This is a genomic window from Streptomyces sp. NPDC001070 (genome assembly GCF_053598835.1).
Genome location: NZ_JBSFLB010000018.1, coordinates 18200 through 36902, shown reverse-complemented (window position 1 = coordinate 36902; position 18703 = coordinate 18200). Strand labels below are relative to the sequence as shown.

Annotated in this window: 13 protein-coding genes; 6 read left to right on the top strand and 7 right to left on the bottom strand. The window is 72.8% G+C overall.

Features of this window, described 5'->3' with window-relative positions:
- Positions 1–127 precede the first annotated feature (127 nt).
- Positions 128–727, top strand: coding sequence for a TIGR03086 family metal-binding protein (locus ACWDAS_RS22230; protein WP_450393514.1), 600 nt, complete (start codon positions 128–130; stop codon positions 725–727).
- On the opposite strand, the gene ACWDAS_RS22225 is transcribed toward ACWDAS_RS22230, so the two are convergent.
- Complete coding sequence (locus ACWDAS_RS22225) at positions 690–1571, bottom strand: methyltransferase domain-containing protein (protein ID WP_450393512.1); 882 nt, start codon at positions 1569–1571, stop codon at positions 690–692. The genes ACWDAS_RS22230 and ACWDAS_RS22225 overlap by 38 nt on opposite strands.
- Before the next feature lie 328 nt (positions 1572–1899).
- Between ACWDAS_RS22225 and ACWDAS_RS22220 the strand changes: the two genes are divergently transcribed.
- On the top strand, positions 1900–2367 hold the full coding sequence (locus tag ACWDAS_RS22220) for a lamin tail domain-containing protein (protein WP_450393510.1): 468 nt from the start codon (positions 1900–1902) through the stop codon (positions 2365–2367).
- 518 nt (positions 2368–2885) lie between these two features.
- On the opposite strand, the gene ACWDAS_RS22215 is transcribed toward ACWDAS_RS22220, so the two are convergent.
- Complete coding sequence (locus ACWDAS_RS22215) at positions 2886–7184, bottom strand: discoidin domain-containing protein (RefSeq protein WP_450393507.1); 4299 nt, start codon at positions 7182–7184, stop codon at positions 2886–2888.
- 242 nt (positions 7185–7426) lie between these two features.
- The gene (locus ACWDAS_RS22210; protein WP_450393897.1) at positions 7427–8485 is read right to left on the bottom strand and encodes an AI-2E family transporter; all 1059 of its coding nucleotides are present in this window, start codon (positions 8483–8485) and stop codon (positions 7427–7429) included.
- A gap of 254 nt (positions 8486–8739) precedes the next feature.
- On the opposite strand from ACWDAS_RS22210, the gene nagB reads away from it, so the two are divergent.
- The gene (nagB, locus tag ACWDAS_RS22205; protein WP_450393504.1) at positions 8740–9522 is read left to right on the top strand and encodes a glucosamine-6-phosphate deaminase; all 783 of its coding nucleotides are present in this window, start codon (positions 8740–8742) and stop codon (positions 9520–9522) included.
- 13 nt (positions 9523–9535) lie between these two features.
- Here the strand turns inward: nagB and ACWDAS_RS22200 are convergent, their stop codons facing one another.
- Positions 9536–10693, bottom strand: a complete 1158-nt coding sequence (locus ACWDAS_RS22200; RefSeq protein ID WP_450393501.1) for a TDT family transporter — start codon at positions 10691–10693, stop codon at positions 9536–9538.
- 70 nt (positions 10694–10763) lie between these two features.
- Here ACWDAS_RS22200 and ACWDAS_RS22195 point away from each other — a divergent pair, with 70 nt between their 5' ends.
- Entirely contained in the window at positions 10764–11789 is a 1026-nt protein-coding gene (locus tag ACWDAS_RS22195; RefSeq protein WP_450393498.1) for a LysR family transcriptional regulator, read from the top strand.
- On the opposite strand, the gene ACWDAS_RS22190 is transcribed toward ACWDAS_RS22195, so the two are convergent.
- A complete protein-coding gene (locus ACWDAS_RS22190; protein ID WP_450393497.1) occupies positions 11674–12735 on the bottom strand; it encodes an NAD(+)/NADH kinase in 1062 nt (353 codons plus the stop codon). The two genes, ACWDAS_RS22195 and ACWDAS_RS22190, sit on opposite strands and share 116 nt — an antisense overlap.
- Before the next feature lie 154 nt (positions 12736–12889).
- Between ACWDAS_RS22190 and ACWDAS_RS22185 the strand changes: the two genes are divergently transcribed.
- The gene (locus ACWDAS_RS22185; RefSeq protein ID WP_450393495.1) at positions 12890–13387 is read left to right on the top strand and encodes a hypothetical protein; all 498 of its coding nucleotides are present in this window, start codon (positions 12890–12892) and stop codon (positions 13385–13387) included.
- Between the two features lie 109 nt (positions 13388–13496).
- Positions 13497–13691: a hypothetical protein gene (locus tag ACWDAS_RS22180; RefSeq protein WP_450393492.1), complete on the top strand. Its 195-nt coding sequence runs from the start codon at positions 13497–13499 to the stop codon at positions 13689–13691.
- A gap of 193 nt (positions 13692–13884) precedes the next feature.
- Here the strand turns inward: ACWDAS_RS22180 and ACWDAS_RS22175 are convergent, their stop codons facing one another.
- Entirely contained in the window at positions 13885–16326 is a 2442-nt protein-coding gene (locus ACWDAS_RS22175; RefSeq protein ID WP_450393490.1) for a SpoIIE family protein phosphatase, read from the bottom strand.
- A gap of 177 nt (positions 16327–16503) precedes the next feature.
- Complete coding sequence (locus ACWDAS_RS22170) at positions 16504–18582, bottom strand: SpoIIE family protein phosphatase (protein ID WP_450393487.1); 2079 nt, start codon at positions 18580–18582, stop codon at positions 16504–16506.
- Between the last annotated feature and the right edge of the window lie 121 nt (positions 18583–18703).

The following is an 18703-nucleotide window of genomic DNA, read 5'->3' as shown; positions in this document are numbered from 1 at the left end:
CGCGCTGCGTGCCACGGCGCCGGTGACCTGCCCGGACGCACCCGACGTGGCCGTTCCCGCGCGTACCGATGAGTTTCCGGCGCCCGGCCGGTCCCCCTGGTGAAGACACCGACACCAGGGGGTCCCCATGACGCATCATCCCGACCTCGGACCGGCCGCCCGGGACGTGGGCGCACTGCTGGAGCAGGTCAGCGACAAACACCTCGACGCACCCACGCCGTGCCCCGACTACACCGTGGCGCACCTGATCGGGCACATCGCCGGATTCTGCGCCGGCTTCCGCGACGCGGCCCGCAAGGACCTCGGCCCGACCACGGACAGCGACCCCAACGGCTCCGTCCCCGAGCTGCCGGCGGCCTGGCGCGAACTGCTGCCCGTACTGCTGGCGGAGCTGGCCGACGCCTGGCGCGACCCCGGGGCCTGGGAAGGCGAGACGGTGGCGGGCGGGGTCACCCTGCCCGGGGCCCTCGCGGGCCGCTTCGCCCTCAATGAGCTGCTGGTCCACGGCTGGGACCTGGCCCGCGCCACGGGCCTGGACTACCGTCCCGGCGAGCCGGGCCTGGAGGCCGCCATCACGCTGCTGAGCGGCTTCCGGGCGGCCTCCGGGGACTCCCCGGAGGGCTCGGGGCCCTTCGGCCGGGTCGTACCGGTCCGGGATTCCGCGCCGCCGCTCGACCGGCTGGTCGGCCTCACCGGCCGTGATCCGTCGTGGAGCCCGCCGCGCTGAGCGGCCGGCGTCCCCAGGCGGAGATCATCGGGGCGGTGGCCAGGTCGAGCGTGCCGGTGGCGACGTTCGCCAGATGCCGGTCGATCTCCTCGTCGGTGGCGAGACCGGCCGCCACCAGCCGGTCCCGGATGTGCCGCACGGTGGCCGTCTCCAGGACGGCGCACGCCGGTGAGGTGATCGGGAAGTACGCGTCGGCGCGGACGTCCTCCAGCCCGGCCTCCCGGAGCAGGCGCGGCAGCGTCCGCCCGTAGGCCAGGTCGGCGCCCCGTTCCGCCATCAGCGCGCGGAAGCCGGAGCGCAGGCGGTTGGCAAGGCGTTCCGCGGGTCCGGACTCGTCCGGGCAGAGCAGCGGCTGCAGCCCCGGATCGGCGTCCTCCAGCAGCAGCCATCCGCCCGGTCGCAGCGCGCCGATCATCCGCCGCAGTGCCTCGGCGCGATCGGCGAGGTGCACCAGCACCAGGCGGGCGTGGACGAGGTCGAACCCGCCGGGCGGTGGGGGATCGGCGGCGACGTCGTGGCGCAGCACCTCGACCACGCCGCCCGCGGCGTCGCGGGTCCACGACACGTCGATGTCGGTGGCGACCACAGCGCCGCCGGGCCCGACGCGTCCGGCCAGCCCGAGGGGCACGGACGGGCCTCCGGCCCCCACCTCCCAGCAGCGCATCCCGGCCCCGATGCCGAGCGCGTCGACGTGCCGGAACGTCACGGGGTCGAAGAGCTCGGCGAAGGCCTCGAAGCGGGCGCCCGCCTCGGGCCGGCGGTTCTCCAGCAGGTAGCCGTGGTCGTCCCCCCGGCGGTCCGCGGGGCCCGTTTCGTTCGCGTCGTCCGTGTCGCGTGTCGTCATGGCGCGATTCTCCGTTACGGAGGCCCTGCTTCCGGTGCCGGGGGCGCCCGGCCATCGGTGTACTCGTGTGGGTGACACGAGAAGGGCGGCGACGCGGTGCGCGGCGGATGGATGCGTCTCGCACGTAGTCGCTTTTCCGGTCGATACTGACACATGTCGCTTACAGCTAACAGTTACGGATATGTCCGCATTCTGTAACGCGAAGCGAGTGTTCCGGTTCTGCGCGGCACCTGCGGGTCAGAGTTGGGTCATCGGCCGACCGCCGAAGCATCCGCACCGCGTGACCAGCCCGAACGGGCGGGGAACGCACCCTTATTGAGGGGGTCTCATGTCTGCTTCCCGTATCACCCGCCGTGTCATCGCCACCGTCCTCGCCTCCGGAGCGGTCGTGGCCGCCGCCGCCATGCCGGCCACCGCTGCGGACGGCCGCCACGGCCGGTCCTCCGTGGTGATCGGTGACGTCAACACCCGTGACTACGGCCATGGTTACGGCCACAGCCGTGGCCGCGGCAACGACGAATGGATCGAAGTGGTCAACACCGGCCGCGGCCCGGTCAACCTGCGCGGCTGGACCCTGTCGGACAGCGACGGCAACCGCTACCGCTTCGGCAACGTGCGGCTCGCCGGGTACTCGAAGGTGCGCGTCCACTCCGGCTTCGGCCGCGACGGCTGGCGCGACCTGTACCAGGACCGCCGCAACTCCGTCTGGGACCGCCGCGACACCGCGACCCTGTGGAACGACGACGGCCGCGTCGTGGACGTCAAGTCCTGGGGCGGCCGCGGCGGCCACCGCTGACCGGCACCTGATCCGGGCCGTGCCGCCGCAATCCCGTGGCCGGCACGGCCCACCCCCTTCGACCCGTATGGCGTGCCGAGGCGAAAACCAGCCGCGGCACGCCGCTTTGCTGCGCCATGATGGGCGGCATGGACGGACCGGAGAACGAATGGGTGACCCTCTTCAGCTACGAGAACCTTCCGGGCTGCCCCAGGCCGGCCCTGGTCATGGCGCATTGACTGCGTGACCGCGGCATCGACTGGTGGCCGTTCGCCCAGGACGAGCTGGTCGTCGACCTCATGTGCGGGGTCGGGGCGGACGGACACTGGCACGGCACCTTCGCCGTCCGGTTGGACGCGGCCGCCCTGCGCCGGCTCGGACTCCACCCCCGGCAACCGACGTCCGCCCCCGCCGATCCGCCACCCCCGGCGTGGTGGGGACCGTGGACGCGGGCCGCGGGCGGCGGAGAGGACACAACGCCGTGGTCCCGGCCGGAGAACCGGCCGGGACCACGGTGATCCGCTTCCCTCCTCCCCCTGCTAGGGGTTGACGTTGATGGTGAACGTGGACGTGGTGTTCTTGATGTTCTGGTAGTTGTCGCTCATCGTCAGGTTGTCGAAGGTGACGGACCCGACCGCCGGACCCTGGCCCGCCTCCGGCATCTCGTTGGCCCACAGGCCGAAGCCGGACTTGGCGTCGTAGGCGTCACCGCTGCGGTGGGCGCCGGTGATGGACACATTGGTGAGGATCGTGTCCTTGATCGGGTTCTGCGGCTGGCCGCCGACGTAGTTGGTCTGGAACATGATCCCGCTGTAGGTCGGGTCCACGATGTCCACGTCGCTGACGCGGATGCCCTGGAAGACCTTCGAGGCCGAGAAGAGCCAGATGCCCGGGAAGGTCTGACCGCCCCAGAAGTGTCCGCCGGCGCGGACGATGGAGACGTTCTGGATGTTGGTCGGGTCGGTCCCGAAGCCGTTCATCGGGTAGCCGAAGTCCAGGGAGCTGATCGTGACACCGGAGTACACCAGCGTGTCCGCGATGAGGATGTTGCGGAACGTGTTGGCGTAGCCGCCGTAGACCGCGATGCCCGCGGCGCGCCAGGTCAGCAGGGACGTCAGGTTCTCGTATAGGTTGTTCTTCTCGTCCGCGCCGCCCGCGTCGATCGCGGAGAAGAGCGCGAAGCTGTCGTCACCCGTGGCACGGGCCTCGATGTTGTCGAGGTGGTTGTCCGTGCTGCCGTTGGTCATGTTGATGCCGTCGGCGAAGGTGTCGCGGATGCGCGAGTTGGTGATGGTGACGTTGTCGGTGTTGGCGCCCCAGTAGAGGCAGACCGTGTGCTCGTTCCAGACGTTGTCGATGGTGATGTCGGCGACGTTCGCGAAGTCGAAGACCTTGCCGGGGCCGTCGATGCGGGAGGTGTAGTTCCCGAAGAACGCGAAGCCCGAGAAGGACGAGCCGTTGGCCGTGGAGTCGGCGCGGAAGCCCGCGTCGGTGTTGGACTGGCTCGACGGGGTGTGGAAGCGGGTGTACCAGGGGCCGGCGCCGATGATCTTGACGGCCTTGCCGTAGACCTGGAACTTGCTGGAGGTGTCGTAGTCGCCGGCCGGGAGGTAGACACCCTTGATCGTGCCGGTGGTGTCCATCCGCGCCTTGTCCAGGGCGTTCTGCACGTCCTGCTGGCTGAAGCCGGTCGGCGCGGTGTACGCCGCGGGGTCCGGGTTGGCGATCGGCGTGGCCTGCTCGGTGTTGACGAAGTCGATCGCGTAGTTGGTGGTGTTGGCCGCGTCCTTCTGGAGCTTGATCTTGGCGCCGGCCGGCACGGTGGTGCCGAGCAGCATGTTGGCCTCGTCGTAGATGTGGCGCGGGCTGCCGTCGCTGGGGCTGTTGCCCGGGGCGGTCTCGTTGCCGTAGAGCCACGCGTACTTCGAGGTCAGGTCGATGGCCTTGAGGAAGGTACCGTTGACGTAGACGTCGAGCGTGGAGTTGGTGCCCCCGCCGCCCGACGCGTCCGGGATGGAGTAGCGCACGACCAGGGTGTTGGTGCTGGCCTTGGTGGTGAACTCCACGGAGCTGCCGGTGCTGTTCAGCGTGACGGCCTTGCGGCCGGACGCCTCGCCCGCGAGGTCGCCGACGGTGCGGTTCGGGCCGACGACCTGCGCGCCGCCGCCCAGGACGCCGTCCTCGGCCTCGTACATGTCGTACGGCATGTTGGCGCCGCGCCCGACGAACAGGGACTGGGTGCTGGTGTTGTTCTGCTGCTTGACCGCCGGCTCGTTGGCGTCCGCGGCGATCACCGTCTTGACGGAGTACTTGCCGTTCACCGCCGTCCAGGTGCCCAGGTTGACCGGGCTGCTGGTGCTGCCCGCCGCGATGGCACCGCTGTAGGAGCCGGTGAGCGTCTTCACGACGCTGCCGGAGGCTGTGTCGGTGACCGTCACCGTGATGCCGTGGGTGCCGCCCGCGGAGGCCACGGTGCCCTGGTTCTTGATCGCGACCGAGAAGGTCACGGTGTTGCCCTTGCCCGGGTTGCCCGGCGTCCAGCTGGACGGCGCGGCGACCAGGTCGGAGCTGTCGACCGGTTTGACGACCAGCGGACTCGAACTGGTGTAGGCGTTGTTGGTGTCGTTCTGCTCGATGACGTCGTTCGCCTCGTCGACCTTGGCGCCGAGCGGGTAACTGCCCGCGTCACGGGCGCCGATGTTCGCCGACACCGTGATGGAGGCGCCGGCGGCCAGTGCGCCGACCGCAGCGGTGCCGACCTTGGTGGTGCCCAGGTAGAAGTTGACGTTCGTGGCGCCGGACGCCAGCTCGCCGATGTTGCGGACGGTCGCGGAAAGGGTGACCGCGTCGGTCTCCACCGGCGCGCTCGGCGACACCGACATGGCCGAGACCGTCAGGTCCGGATTGGGTGCCGGGGTGCCGATCACCTGGAACTCGGCGACCTGCCCGCCGCCCGCACCGCTGTTGGCGGTGAACGTCAGCCGCACGTCGGCGACGCGCGCGGTGACCGGGATGGTCACCGTGTTGCCGGAGGCCGGGTTGAACGTGTAGTCGGCCGCCGCCTTCAGGCTGGTGAAGCCGCTCGCGCCCTGGTCGCGGCCGAGTACCTGGATGGTCTGGGTGCGGGTGCCCCAGGCGCCGTCGGGGTTGAGCATGAGCACCAGCGAGGTCACGTCGGCGTCGGCGCCGAGCGACACGGTCAGGGTGTTGGGGTAGGTGCCGCCCGCGCCCTCCCAGTACGTCGTCACGTTGTTGTCGTTGGCGTTGGCCGCGACGAAGTTCTGGGTGGTGGAGGAGGCGGTGATCGGCTTGCCGACCGCCATGTTGGAACCGGGGCCGCTGGTCGAGCCGTTGCGGATGACGGTGGCGCTCGCGACGCTGCGGTTGCCCGCGGCGTCCTTGGCCTTGACGTAGTACGCGACGGTCGCCGAGTCGGGCTGGCTGTCGGTGTACGTGAGCGTGCTGCCGGAGACCGTGTCGCGCAGCTGGTCGTTGGCGTACACCTCGTAGCCGGTGACGCCGACGTTGTCGGAGGACGCGGTCCAGGTCAGCTTGATCTGGCCCGACGCGGGCTGGGTGTAGGCGAGGTTGCCGGGCTGTGAGGGCGCCTGCGTGTCGCCGCCGGTGTCGCCGGTGCGGGTGACGGTGTTGCTGTTGCCCGACTGGTTGCCCGCGGCGTCCTTGGCCCGCACGTAGTACGAGACCGTGGCGGTGTCGGGCTGGCTGTCGGTGAAGGTCGTCACGTTGCCCGCGACGCTCGTGCGCAGTGTGCCGTTGGCGTACACGTCGTAGCCGGTCACGCCGACGTTGTCGGTCGACGCGGTCCAGGTGAGCCTGATCTGGCCGGAGGAGGGCTGCGAGAACGCCAGTCCGGTGGGCGCGGACGGCGCGGCCGTGTCACCGGAGGCCGGGCCGTAGATCTCCAGCTCGGACAGCTGGGCGGCGGCCCAGCCGGTGTTGGCCGTGACGTTGACCCGGACGTAGCGCACGGTCGTCGAGGTCAGGTTGATGGTGACCGTGTTGTTGCCGGAGGGGTCGAAGGCGTAGTCGCGGGACGTCACCAGGTCGCTGAAGTTCGACCCGTCGGTGCTGCCGCGCAGCGACAGCGTCTGCGTCCGCGCCTCCCAGCTCGGCGGCAGCTTCAGTACGACCTTGCTGACGCCCACGGAGGAGCCGAGGTCGGCCTGGAGCCACTGCGGGAAGGCGTTGTTGGCGCTCTCCCAGTACGTGGCCTGGTTGCCGTCGTTGGCGTTGGCCGGGATGTAGGGCGCGTTGCCGGCGCTCGCGGTCAGCGTCCGGCCGGCGGCCAGGTTGTCCGTCGAGGAGGCGGCGCCGTGCACCTCGAGCTCGGAGACCTGGGCGGCGGACCAGCCGGTGTTGGCGGAGATGTTCAGCCGCACGTACCGGGTCGTGACGGCCGAGAAGCCGATCGTCACCGTGTTGCCCGAGCCGGGCGCGAAGGTGTGCGCCGCCGAGCCGGAGAGGGTCGAGAAGGTGTTGCCGTCGGTGCTGCCCTGCACCGCGAAGGTCTCGTCGCGCGCGCCCCACGCCGCGGGCAGCTTCACGACCACCTCGTCCATGCTCGTGCCGCTGCCCAGGTCGACCTGGACCCACTGCGGTAATGCGCTGCCCGCGCTCTGCCAGTACGTGTCCTGGCTGCCGTCGGTGATGTTCGCGACCCCGTACTCGGCGTGCGAACTGCTCGCGGTCGCCGCCCTGCCCGCCGCGAGGTTCGGGCCGCCGGCGGCCGCGGCCGGCAGGGCCGACTGGCCGAGCAGCACCAGGCCCGCCGCGATCACCCCCGCCAGCAGCCGCTGGATGAACCGTTTCCTTGGCATGTCGTCCCTGTGCCTCTCGTCAGAGTTGTTGGTGCCATGACACATCGCATGCGATACGGCTGCCACGCCTAGAAAATTGCATCGATTGTTTTGGTAATTGCGCGGCCCGAGCCGATAGTTGCAGAGGTGTTTCCAGGCGTCTATGCCTTCGACCAGGCTTTCAGTTCACCCGACATGAGCTTGCGCTGGAGTGTCGCCCACCCGACAGGGCGTTGCCGAAGCGCCGCAAAATCTTGCGCTTCCTACTCCGCTGTACGCAGCGCCTGATACATCGCCCAGAGGACGGAGACGAGCGGGACCGCGACCACCGCGCCGATCACGCCCGCCGCGATGGCGCCGCCGATGACCGTCAGCGCGACCACCACGGGATGCAGGCGCACCGCCCAGCTCATCACGATCGGGTGCAGCACATGGCCCTCGATCTGACCGATGATCACGATCAGGCAGACGACGATCGCCGCCACGACGGGGCCCTTGGCGGCCAGGGCCACCACGGCGGCGACCGCCAGCGCCACGGGCGAGCCGATCAGCGGCACGAAGGCGGCGAAGAACTCCAGCAGCGACAGCGGCAGTGCCAGCGGCACCTGGAGCAGGGACAGGGCCACCCCCACCAGGATCGCGTTCGTCGCCGCCACCAGCACGATCCCGCGCGTGTAGCCGGTGAAGGTGCGCCATGCCGCGCGGCCCGCCACCGCCACCCGGCCGCGGACCGTCCTCGGCAGCTGTGCGCAGAACCAGGACCACTGCCGGTCCCCCGAGTGCATGAAGAACACCGAGCAGAACAGTGCCAGCGCGAAGACCGTGAGCACCTCCACCAGCCGTCCGGCCCCGCTCAGCGCGGTGCTGATCAGCGTGGACCGGTGGCTGGACAGCCATTGCCCGATCTTCGCCTGCAGATCGGTGAGTGCCGCGGGGTTGAGCCGGAACGGCGGTGCCTGCAACCAGTGCTCGATCCTCGCCAGTCCCGCGCTGAACTCGCGCTGCAGCCCCTCCGTCTCGCCGGCGACCGCCTCGCCGACCAGTGCCAGGATGCCGAGCACCGCCAGGATGCTTCCGATGAGCGCGACGGCCACGGCGAGCGGGCGCGGGATCAGGCGGGCCAGCAGATCGGCCACCGGCCGGAGCATGGCGGTGACGACCAGCCCGAGGAAGACCGCCACCGCGATCTCGTGGAACCGCCCCAGCGTGGCGAAGGCTGCGTAGACCACGGCTCCCACGACCAGCAGCCGCCAGGAGTAGGCGGCGGCCGCGTCCAGGGCGGGGAGCACCCGGACGCCGGCCCGACGGACGGGCCCGCGCACCCCCCGGCGCCCCGCGCGGATCCGGCTCCGCCGTCCTTGGGACACCGTCCGCACCTTCCCGTCGTGCCCGGCCGTACGCCCGCGCCCTGCGCGGCTGTCCCTGCTTGCTACCACCGGCGGCGTGCGGTCCAACGCGTCGGGCGCCGTATTCGCCCGAAGGCACCCCCTGGCCGGAGGTGGATCTCCCGTCGGTACGGCTGCTAAATTGGTCTAAACCAGTTAGCGGGCTCTCTCTCCAGATCGGCGGTCCCGAAGTGGAAGTCGTCATCGTTCCCGACGCCGCGGCGGGCGGCGAACTCATCGCGGGCGCCATGGCGGACCTGCTGCGCCGCAAGCCCGACGCGCTGCTCGGCGTCGCCACCGGATCGACCCCGCTCCCGGTCTACCGGGCGCTCGCGCGCCTGGCGGGCGAGGGCGCCGTCGACGTCTCGCACGCCCGCATCTGCCAGCTGGACGAGTACGTCGGGCTGCCCGCCGGGCACCCGGAGTCCTACCGCTCCGTGGTGCTGCGCGAGGTCGTCGCCCCCCTCGGCCTCGCCGAGGAGTCCTTCATGGGGCCCGACGGCACGGCCGAGGACATCGTCGAGGCGTGCGCGGCGTACGAGCGCACGCTGGCGGAGGCGGGCGGGGTGGACCTGCAACTGCTCGGCATCGGCGCGGACGGCCATATCGGCTTCAACGAGCCGTGCTCCTCGCTGGCCTCGCGGACCCGGATCAAGACGCTGACCCGGCAGACCCGCCAGGACAACGCCCGCTTCTTCGACCACCCCGACGAGGTGCCGCACCACGTCATCACCCAGGGCATCGGCACCATCCTTCAGGCCCGGCACCTGGTGCTGCTCGCCACGGGCGAGGCGAAGGCGGAGGCGGTCGCCCTCGCCGTCGAGGGTCCGCTGTCGGCGGTCGTCCCCGCCTCCGCGCTCCAGTTGCACCCGCACGCCACCGTCGTCGTCGACGAGGCGGCGGCGTCCGGGCTGAAGCTGGCCGACTACTTCCGGGCCACGTACGCGGCCAAGCCGTCCTGGCAGGGCCTGTAGAACCGGATCCGCTTCACGTACGGGGCGCCGGGGCGAGGGGCAGGAACAGCGACCCGCGCGCCCCGGCGCGGACGGTCCGCACGGCGACGACCGCCCACGCCGCGATCAGGCCCCCGTAGAGCACCAGTGCCGCGCCCTGGAACGCGGTGGAGTGCAGGCGGATCGCGAGCGCGCTGGTGCCGGTCACACAGGTGCCCAGCGGGAAGGTGAAGCTCCACCAGGTCAGGGTGAACGGCAGGCCCCGCCGCGCGGTGCGCAGGGTGAGCGCCGCCGCCAGGGCCAGCCACATCATGGCGAAGCCCCAGGTGGGCACGCCGTAGAGGTAGCCGAAGACCTCGGCTCCGGTGGCGTACGGACGGGGCAGGACGGCCGGGGCCGCGTGGCCGAGGAGGTTCGCCGCCGTGACCGACTGGCCCAGCGGGCCGAGGACGATCCACAGGGTCGGCACCATGGCCGCCGGGCCGGTCTTGTGGCGCATCAGCCGGCCCCAGATCTGCGTGATGATCACCAGGCTCGCGATGAGGCTCATGCCGAACATCGCGTAGCAGGCCAGCAGCAGCGTCAGCCGGCCCTGACCGGCCGGGAGGTGCGGGATCAGGGCGGCGCCGGTGGCGGCGGACACCATCGGCGGGACGACGGGCATCAGCCAGCCGCCGAACGCCGAGTCGTCGGCGACGGAGTGGTCGGTCATCGCCCGGTACGGGATCCACACCCACGTGACCAGGCCCAGCAGGGTTCCCGCCGACCAGAGGACCGCATCGACGGTCAGGGCCGTGTGCGGCCCGATCCAGTCCGAACCCAGCGCCAGCGTGCCGGCGCCCACGGTCATCAGCGCCATGGCCGGAGCGCCCCAGAAGTGCGCCATCACCGGGTGGCCCGCGTGCGCCCGCGCGCGGTCGCGGTGCCGGGTCCAGTGCACCGACCACGCCGCGGTGAGCGCGATCAGCCAGACGGCCGCGAGGGCCCATACGACCGTGGCGGCCGTCCGCAGGCCCGGTATGTGCGCGGGCAGTCCGGCCGCGGCGGTGGCGACGATGCCGGTGCCCATCACGGAGGCGTACCAGTTGGGGCCGAGATCGCGGAAGAGCTGGGAGGGGTGGTCCAGCTCCCGCAGCAGCCCGGTGCGCGGGTGGGCGCCGGGCCGCGAGGGGAGAACGAGCGTCGATGGCATGTTCGCAGCCTCCCTCCGCCCGGGCGTGACCGGTAGAGACCAGTTTCGGATGGGGTCATAGACTGGGCTTATGCCCCTGCCCGAGCGAGTGAGCGACCTGGCGGCGTTCGACCTGCTGCTTTCGGTCGCGAACCTCGGCAGCGTCGGCGCCGCGGCCCGCGCGCACGGCGTCAGCCAGCCGGCCGCGAGCTCCCGCCTCCGCCACCTCGAACGCAGGCTGGGGCTGCAGCTGCTGGAGCGGTCCCCGCGCGGCTCGCGGCTCACCGAGCAGGGCGCGCTGGTCGCGGACTGGGCGCGCACCGCCGTCGACGCGGCGGCCTCCCTGGACGCCGGGGTCACCTCGCTGCGCGGCACCGGTGAGAGCCGGCTCCAGGTGGCGGCCAGCATGACCGTGGCCGAGTACCTCCTGCCGCAGTGGCTGGTGGCCCTGCGCGCGGGCGCCCCGCACACCACCGTCGCCCTCACCGCGGGCAACTCCGACGACGTCGCCGCCGCCGTCCTGGCGTGCGAGGCCCACATCGGCTTCGTCGAGGGCCCGGACATCCCGCGCGGTCTGGTCGCGGAGCCCGTCGGACACGACGAGCTGACCGTCATCGTCGCCCCGGCTCACCCCTGGGCCCGCCGCCGGTCCGGCATCGGTGCCGCAGAACTGGCCGCGACGGCGCTGGTCAGCCGCGAGCGGGGCTCCGGGACCCGCCGCTATCTGGAGCAGGCCCTGGCCGACGGGGCCGGGCTCCCGCTCGCCGACCCGCTGCTCGAACTCCCCTCAACCACCGCCATCAAGACCGCCGTCGCCGACGGCCTCGCCCCGGCCGTCCTCAGCTCACTGGCCCTCACCGCGGAACTCGCCAACGGCAGCGTCGTCGCCGTCCCCGTGACCGGCCTGCACCTGACGCGGACACTGCGCGTGGTGCACGCCCGCGGCCGCGACCTCGCCGGGCCGGCGCGGGATCTCGCCGCGATCGCCCGGCAGGGCGGGGTCAGTGCCCGTCGGGCGGCGGGAGCCGCAGACCCCGCAGGTCCGGCGGGACGGGGGCGGTCGGCCGGTACAGCGGCGGAACCTGGCCGTCGGCGGCCGCGGCCGGCGCGTCACTGAGGCGGAAGCGGTCCCGCAGGCGCCCGTAGAAGTCGGTGGGGCCCAGGCGGATGAGGCGCAGCCGGTGCCGGGCCCGGTAGACCCCGACCCAGTCGCCGGGGTCGAGGACGCCCCTGAGCTGGCCGTCGATGCTGACCGCGACCCGGCCCGACCGGGGCAGCACGCGGACCGCGACGGACTCGTCCGGCGCCGCCACCAGGGTGCGGTCGAAGGCCATGTGCGGTGCGACGGGGGTGAACACGATGGCGTCCATGTGCGGCGAGACAACCGGGCCACCGGCGGCGAAGCTGTACGCGGTGGACCCCGTCGGGGTGGCGGCGATCACCGCGTCCGCGGAGTACGAGGCGAACAGACGGCCCGCCAGATAGACGGCGATACTGGCCTGCCGGTCGCGGGAGAGCTTTTCGAAGACCACGTCGTTGACCGCGTTGACGGCCATCGGCACGCCCCAGCCCACGTCCTCGGGATCGCCCGGCCGCACGCGCGGCGGCGGCAGGGCGGGCCCGCGGCCGTACCGCAGCAGCGACTCGATGCCCTCGGGGATCTCCAGCGGCCGGGACGCCCGCAGCGTGAGCGTCATGCGGTCCTCGACGGTCGCCCGGTCCTCGTGCACGCAGTCCAGCGCCCGTTCCACGTCCTCGGTGCACACCTCGGTGAGGAAGCCGACACGCCCCAGGTCCACGCCCAGGACGGCCGCCCCGCACGCGGCGGCCACCCGCGCGCCGCGCAGGAAGGTGCCGTCGCCGCCGAGGGTCACGATCAGGTCCGGGTAGCCGGCCGAGGCCGCCTCCTCCTGGCCGCTGCGCCGGGGCCGGTCCTTGCGCCACACGTCGATCTCCGCGCAGGGCACACCGTTCCGGACGCTCCAGCGGTTCACGGACGCGGCCGCCTCGCTCGCGTCGTCGCGCGCCCCGTGCACGACCATCCCGATCCGGCGTACTGGCATCGCGGCCTCCCCGGTCGTGTCCGCAGCGGCGTCATGCCCCCATGGTCCGCCTCCCCGGCCCGCGCGTCGCGCCGGAGCGGCACCCTCGCCGCCGCGCGCCGGCACCCGCGGCGGAGTAGGATCCGCGTGCTCCACAGGTGCAGGGAGGACGAACGTGGAAACGAAGCCCGCGCCGGGTGTGCTCGCCCAAGTGGCGGATCTGATCGGCCGTACGCCCGTCGGGCAGCGCGGCGCGCTGTGGCGGCTCGGCGCCGACCGGCGCCAGCTCGACGCCAACGTCGTCCGCCTGCCGCCCGGCACCGAGGTCCGGCCGCACGTCGAGGCCGAAGTGGACGTCCTGCTGTACGTCGTCGACGGCGGCGGCCACCTTGGGGGTGACGACGGCGGACGCCAGACGACCCTGGCGCCCGGCGCGCTCGCCTGGCTGCCCCGCGGCACCTGCCGGTCGCTGTCCGCCGGCGCCGCGGGCCTGACCTGCCTCACGGTCCACGCCCGCCGCCCCGGACTCACCATCTCCGGCCTCGCGCCCGCCCCCGAGGCGGGCGACGCCGCCTGCCTGCTGCACCGCGTCTGCGTCTCCTGCGGCCGCCTGGCCGGCGAGCGCGACGCCCTGTACTGCTCCCGCTGCGGCAGCGAACTGCCGCCGCACTGACGTCTGCCGCCGCATCGCGTCCGGGCGCCCCGAGTCGCCCGGACGCATGCGGCAGGACTCCGGCGTCGCTCGGTGCGTGACTGTCACACCCCCGGCCTAGTGTGCGCGTATGGACATGAACGACCCCCAGGACGTCGGCGCGGCCTTCTGGGCGATGAACCTCGGCTTCACGATCAGCGAGGAGCCGCCGCCCCCCGACTCGCCCCTCGGCCGCATACGCGCGTTCACCGCCGAGCACGGCCACGACGCCCTCGGACAGGAGCACTTCGCGGCGGCCATCGAGGGGCGGCCCCTGCTGCCCTGAGGGGCGGCCACGCCGAATGGCGGACGCCGGATGGCCTGCGGGGCGATGCGCGCGAGCCGGGAGGCGGGCCCCGGCGCGCACCCCGCCGCCGTCGGCGAAGATCCGCAACGCGACCACAGGGAGCCGTCCGCCGGGACCCTCGGTGCCGTGGGAGGCGCGTGCGTCATGGCGGGGGAGCGTGCCGCACCGAGGCTCAGAAGGCCGCGTGCAGCGGCTGCTCCGTCCAGATCGTCTTGCCCTCGCGCGTGTAGCGGGTGCCCCACCGCTCGCTGAGCTGAGCCACCAGGAACAGGCCGCGCCCGCCCTCGTCCGTCGTCTGCGCCCGGCGCAGGTGCGGGGAGGTGCTGCTGGTGTCGGAGACCTCGCAGATGAGGTGGCTGTCGCGGATCAGCCGCAGTGTGATGGGCCCGCCGGCGTACCGGTAGGCGTTGGTGACCAGCTCGCTGACGATCAGTTCGGTCACGAAGGCGGCGTCCTCCAGCCCCCACTCGGCGAGCTGGGACTCCGCGAGCGTGCGGGCCTGTCCGGCGGCGGTGGCGTCCGGGGGCAGCTCCCACGTGGCGACCTGCTCCGGCGCGAGCACACGGGTGCGCGCGATGAGGAGGGCGACGTCGTCGGCCGCCTCACCGGCGCGGCGTCCCTTGAGCAGGGTGTCCTCGACGGCGGTGCAGGTCTCCTCCAGGGAACCGGCGGGCGCGGTGAGCGCCCCGCACAGCATCGCCAGGCTGTCGTCCAGGTCGCGGTCGCGGGTGCCGAGGAGGCCGTCGGTGTAGAGCGCGAGCACACTGCCCTCGGCCAGGTCGAGTTCGGCGGCTTCGAAGGGGAGACCGCCGAGGCCGAGCGGCGGGCCCGCGGGGACGTCGACGATGCCCGCCCGGCCGTCCGGGGTGACGAGCGCGGGCGGCGGATGCCCGGCCCGGGCGAGCGAGCAGCGCCGGGAGACCGGGTCGTAGACGGCGTAGAGGCAGGTCGCGCCGACGACGGGAGGGGCGTTGTCCTCGGCCGCGCGCTGTTCCGAGGCCAACCGGTCCACGAGGTCGTCGAGGTGGGAGAGGACCTCGTCCGGGGTGGGGTCCAGGTGGGCCAGGGTGTGCACCGCGGTGCGCAGCCGGCCCATGGTGGCCGCGGCGTGCAGGCCGCGGCCGACGACGTCGCCCACCACGAGGGCGATCCGGAGCCCGGACAGCGGGATGACGTCGAACCAGTCGCCGCCGACGCCGGTCGCGGTGTTGGCGGGCAGGTAGCGATGGGCGACCTCGGCGGCGGGATGCCGGGGCACGTCCCCGGGGAGCAGGCTGTGCTGCAGGGTGAGCGCCGCCTGGTGCTGCTGGGTGTAGCGGCGGGCGTTGTCGATGCTCAGGGCCGCGCGGGAGGCGAACTCCCCGGCGAGGGTGAGGTCGTCGGCCTCGAAGGGCTCACGCCGCTGCGTCCGCCACAGGCTGATCAGCCCGAGCACGAGCCCGCGGGCCACGAGCGGCACCACCATGAGGGAGTGCGCGCCCACGTCGCGGGCGGCGCGGGCCCGCGCGGGGTCGTCCTCCAGCCAGGCGAGCGCCCGGTCCATGTCCGTCTCGAAGACCGGACGGCCCTCGGCGAGCGCTCTCGCCTGCGTCGAACCCGCGGGGATGCGGATCTTGTGGCCCACCGGGTACATCACCTGGGCGGTGTCCGGGAAGACGGACTGGACCGCCGCGCGGCAGACCGATCCGAAGCGGTCCTGGGCGGGCTCGTCGCCCTGGGGCACGGCCTCCAGCAGGTCGACGGAGGCGCTGTCGGCGAGGTCCGGCACGGCCACCTCGGCCAGTTCGCGGGCGGTACGGCCGACGTCGAGCGTGGTGCCGATGCGGGCCCCGGCCTCGCTGAGCAGCGCCAGCCTGCGACGGGCCTGGTAGCGCTGGGTGACGTCCTCGATGGTCTGGGTCACCCCGAGCACATGGCCGTTGGCGTCCTGCATCCGGAACGCCGAGATCGAGACGTACAGTTCGCGCTGCGGATCGCCGCGCAGCCGGCAGGGCTGCTCGGCGAAGATCGAGGCGCGGCCCGTCTCGAGCACCTGCCGCAGCTGGCGGTCGACCGCGTCGGCGTCCGGCTCGTAGAGGAAGTCCCCGGTGCGCAGGCCCTGGTGGGCGTCGGTGGGGACCCCGCTGAACTTGGTGATGGCCCTGTTGACGCGCAGGAAGGTCAGGTCGGGCGCGTACACCGCCAGGCCGATCGGGGAGCGGCGGAAGAGCCCGTCCAGGACCCACCGGTCGGTCTCCCACTGGATCACCTCCCGGGCGGGCGCGACGACCAGGAACCATTCGCGAGCCGAGTCGGGACGGACCATCGCACGGGCCCGGCAGCCCACATCCATGCGGTGCCCGTCTCGGTGCAGCACCGTGAAGACCCCGAACCAGCCGCCGTCCCGGACGCAGGCCGCCGCCGCGTGCGTCACCGCGCGCCGGTCACCAGGGTGGATGAGGAGAGCGGGTGCCGCCTGCCCGAGGACGTCCTCCGCCCGGTGGCCGAGCAGCCTCTCGGCATGCCGGCTCCAGCCGACGATCGTGCCGTCGTCGCCCAGGACCACCGACGCAGAGCGATGCACCGAGAACGGGTCTTCCGGTGAGTCGCTGAACGTCTTGGCCGGAGTGTCCATCGCTACCACCGTCGCACGTGCGGGGAAACCGGGCGAGCGGCGTCACCTGGGGTGGTTCCCCGCCGGGGCTCGGGAGGGGCGCCCATGGGGGCACAGCTCCAGTATCGGCCCGCCCGGCCGATCCCGCGTGCCCCGCCGGCCGCTCCGCAGGCCGCCGTGCCGGCCGCCGTGCCGGGCTCAGTGCGGGTCGCCATGGCGGGCGGAGGGGTGGAGCGGCCGGGCGAGCAGCATCGCCACGTCGTCCTGGGCCCCCCGGGGCAGCAACCGGCCGAGAACGCGGTCGCAGATCCGCGACAGCGGCTGGTCGAGGTCGCGCAGCGCCCGGGCGAGTTGCCGCATCCCCTGGTCGAGGTTGCGGTCGCGGGCCTCGATCAGGCCGTCGGTGTAGAGGACCAGCAGGCTGCCCGGGGGCAGCGGCACCCGTTCGGTCTGGAAGTCCCGCCGGCCCACGCCGAGGGGCGTGCCGCTCGGCCCGTCCAGGAAGGCGACCTCGCCCCCGCCGCCGGCCACGGCGGGCGGCGGATGACCGGCGCGGGCGACCAGGCAGCTGCCGTCCGCCGGATCGTGGACTGCGTAGACGCAGGTCGCCATCTCGTTCTCGCCGACGTCGGCCACGGCGGCGTCCAGCGAGCGGAGCAGCTCGACCGGGGGGATGTCGTGCCGCGCCAGCGTGCGCACGGTCGTCCGCAGTTGCCCCATGACGGCGGCCGCGTGCACCCCGTGGCCCATGACGTCGCCGATGACGAGCCCGGTCCTGTCGCCGGGCAGCGCGATGACGTCGTACCAGTCGCCGCCGACCTCCTGGTCGCTGGCGGGCAGGTAGCGGCCGGCGAGCTGCAGGCCGGGCACCACGGGCAGCGGGGTGTTGGTGAGGCTGCGCTGCAGGGTGAGGGCGGCGCGGCGCTGGGCGGAGTACATGCGGGCGTTGTCGATGCTGAGCGCCGCCCGTGCGGCCAGTTCGTCGATGAGCAGGTTGTCCTGGTCGTCGAAGGGCTCGCGCCTGCGGGAGCGGGTGACCATCACGATGCCCAGTACCGTGCCGCGGGCCACCAGCGGGACCATACGGGCCGACCCGAGGGTGTGCAGATAGTCCCTGAGCCGCTCGTACTCGGGGCCGGGGACCAGTCTGGGTATGTCGGCCCTGGTCAGCCTCAGGGGGCGCCCCTCGATCATGACCTGCCCGTACGCCGACGCGCGGGGGACGTGGTGCGTCATGCCGACGGCCAGCTCCTGTACCGGCGCCGCCGGGTCGGCGAAGGAGACGGCGATGCGGCGCACCATGCCGTGGGCGGACGCGGTCGCTGCCTCGTCCGGGTCGATGACCTCCTCCAGCAGGTGCAGGTCGGCGGAGTCGGCCACCCGGGGCACCAGCACCTGCACGACCTCTTCGGCGGTCTGCCGCAGGTCCAGGGTGGTGCCGATGCGGGTGCCGGCCTCGGCGAGCAGCGCGAGCCGCTGCCTTCCGCGGGTGGCCTGGGCCTGCGCCCGCTCCTCGCGGGTGATGTCGATGAGGGTGGCGATCACGCCCAGGCGGCGGCCGCCGCTGCCCAGGAGCGGCGAGAAGGAGCACGACCACACCCGCTCATCGGGGCCGGCCCCCGTGCGCCCGAGGCCCCGGAAGTCCACGACGGGCTCGCCGCGGGCGAGCACCTGCCGCATCACGGTCTCCAGCGCCATGGTGTTGAGGCCGGGCACCACCTCGCTCACCCGCCTGCCGACGTGCTGGGCCGCGGGGACCCCGTTCATGCGGGCCAGGGCGTCGTTGACCCGTACGTAGCGCAGATCGGGGCCGAGCATGGCCAGGCCGATGGGGGACTGGGTGAACAGGCCCTCCAGCGCCGCCAGGGAGTCGCGCATGCGCAGCACGGCGGAGGTCTCGGCGGCGATGCCGAGCAGGCCGGTGCGGCCCTGCGGGTCCGCGCTGGGGCAGATCCACATCTCCATGGTCACCAGATGACCGTCGCGGTGGCGCACGGGGAGCGTGCCCACGACGGCCTCGCCCGACAGGACCCTGCGCGTCAGCTCGTCGGCCAGCTCCCAGTTCGCCACGGGCACCAGCAGAGGTGTCGCGCTGCGGCCGAGCACTTCCTCCGCCGTGTGACCGAACAGCTCCTGGGCGGCGAGCGACCACTGGGTGATGCGCCCCTCGGAGTCGATCCGCCACATCGCGATGGGCAGCAGGTCGCGGAACACACCTGCCTGCCCCACCGCCGTCTGGGGCTGATCGACACGCTTCGCCGGCTGCTGTATGTCCACCGCGACGACCCATCCCTGGGCATGAGGCGCTGTCCGCCGATCCACCGCTGCCACTCGCCACCCGTCGACGGCACTCGGTCAATATGGATCAATTCTGACAAAACAGCCTAGCGGAGAACCG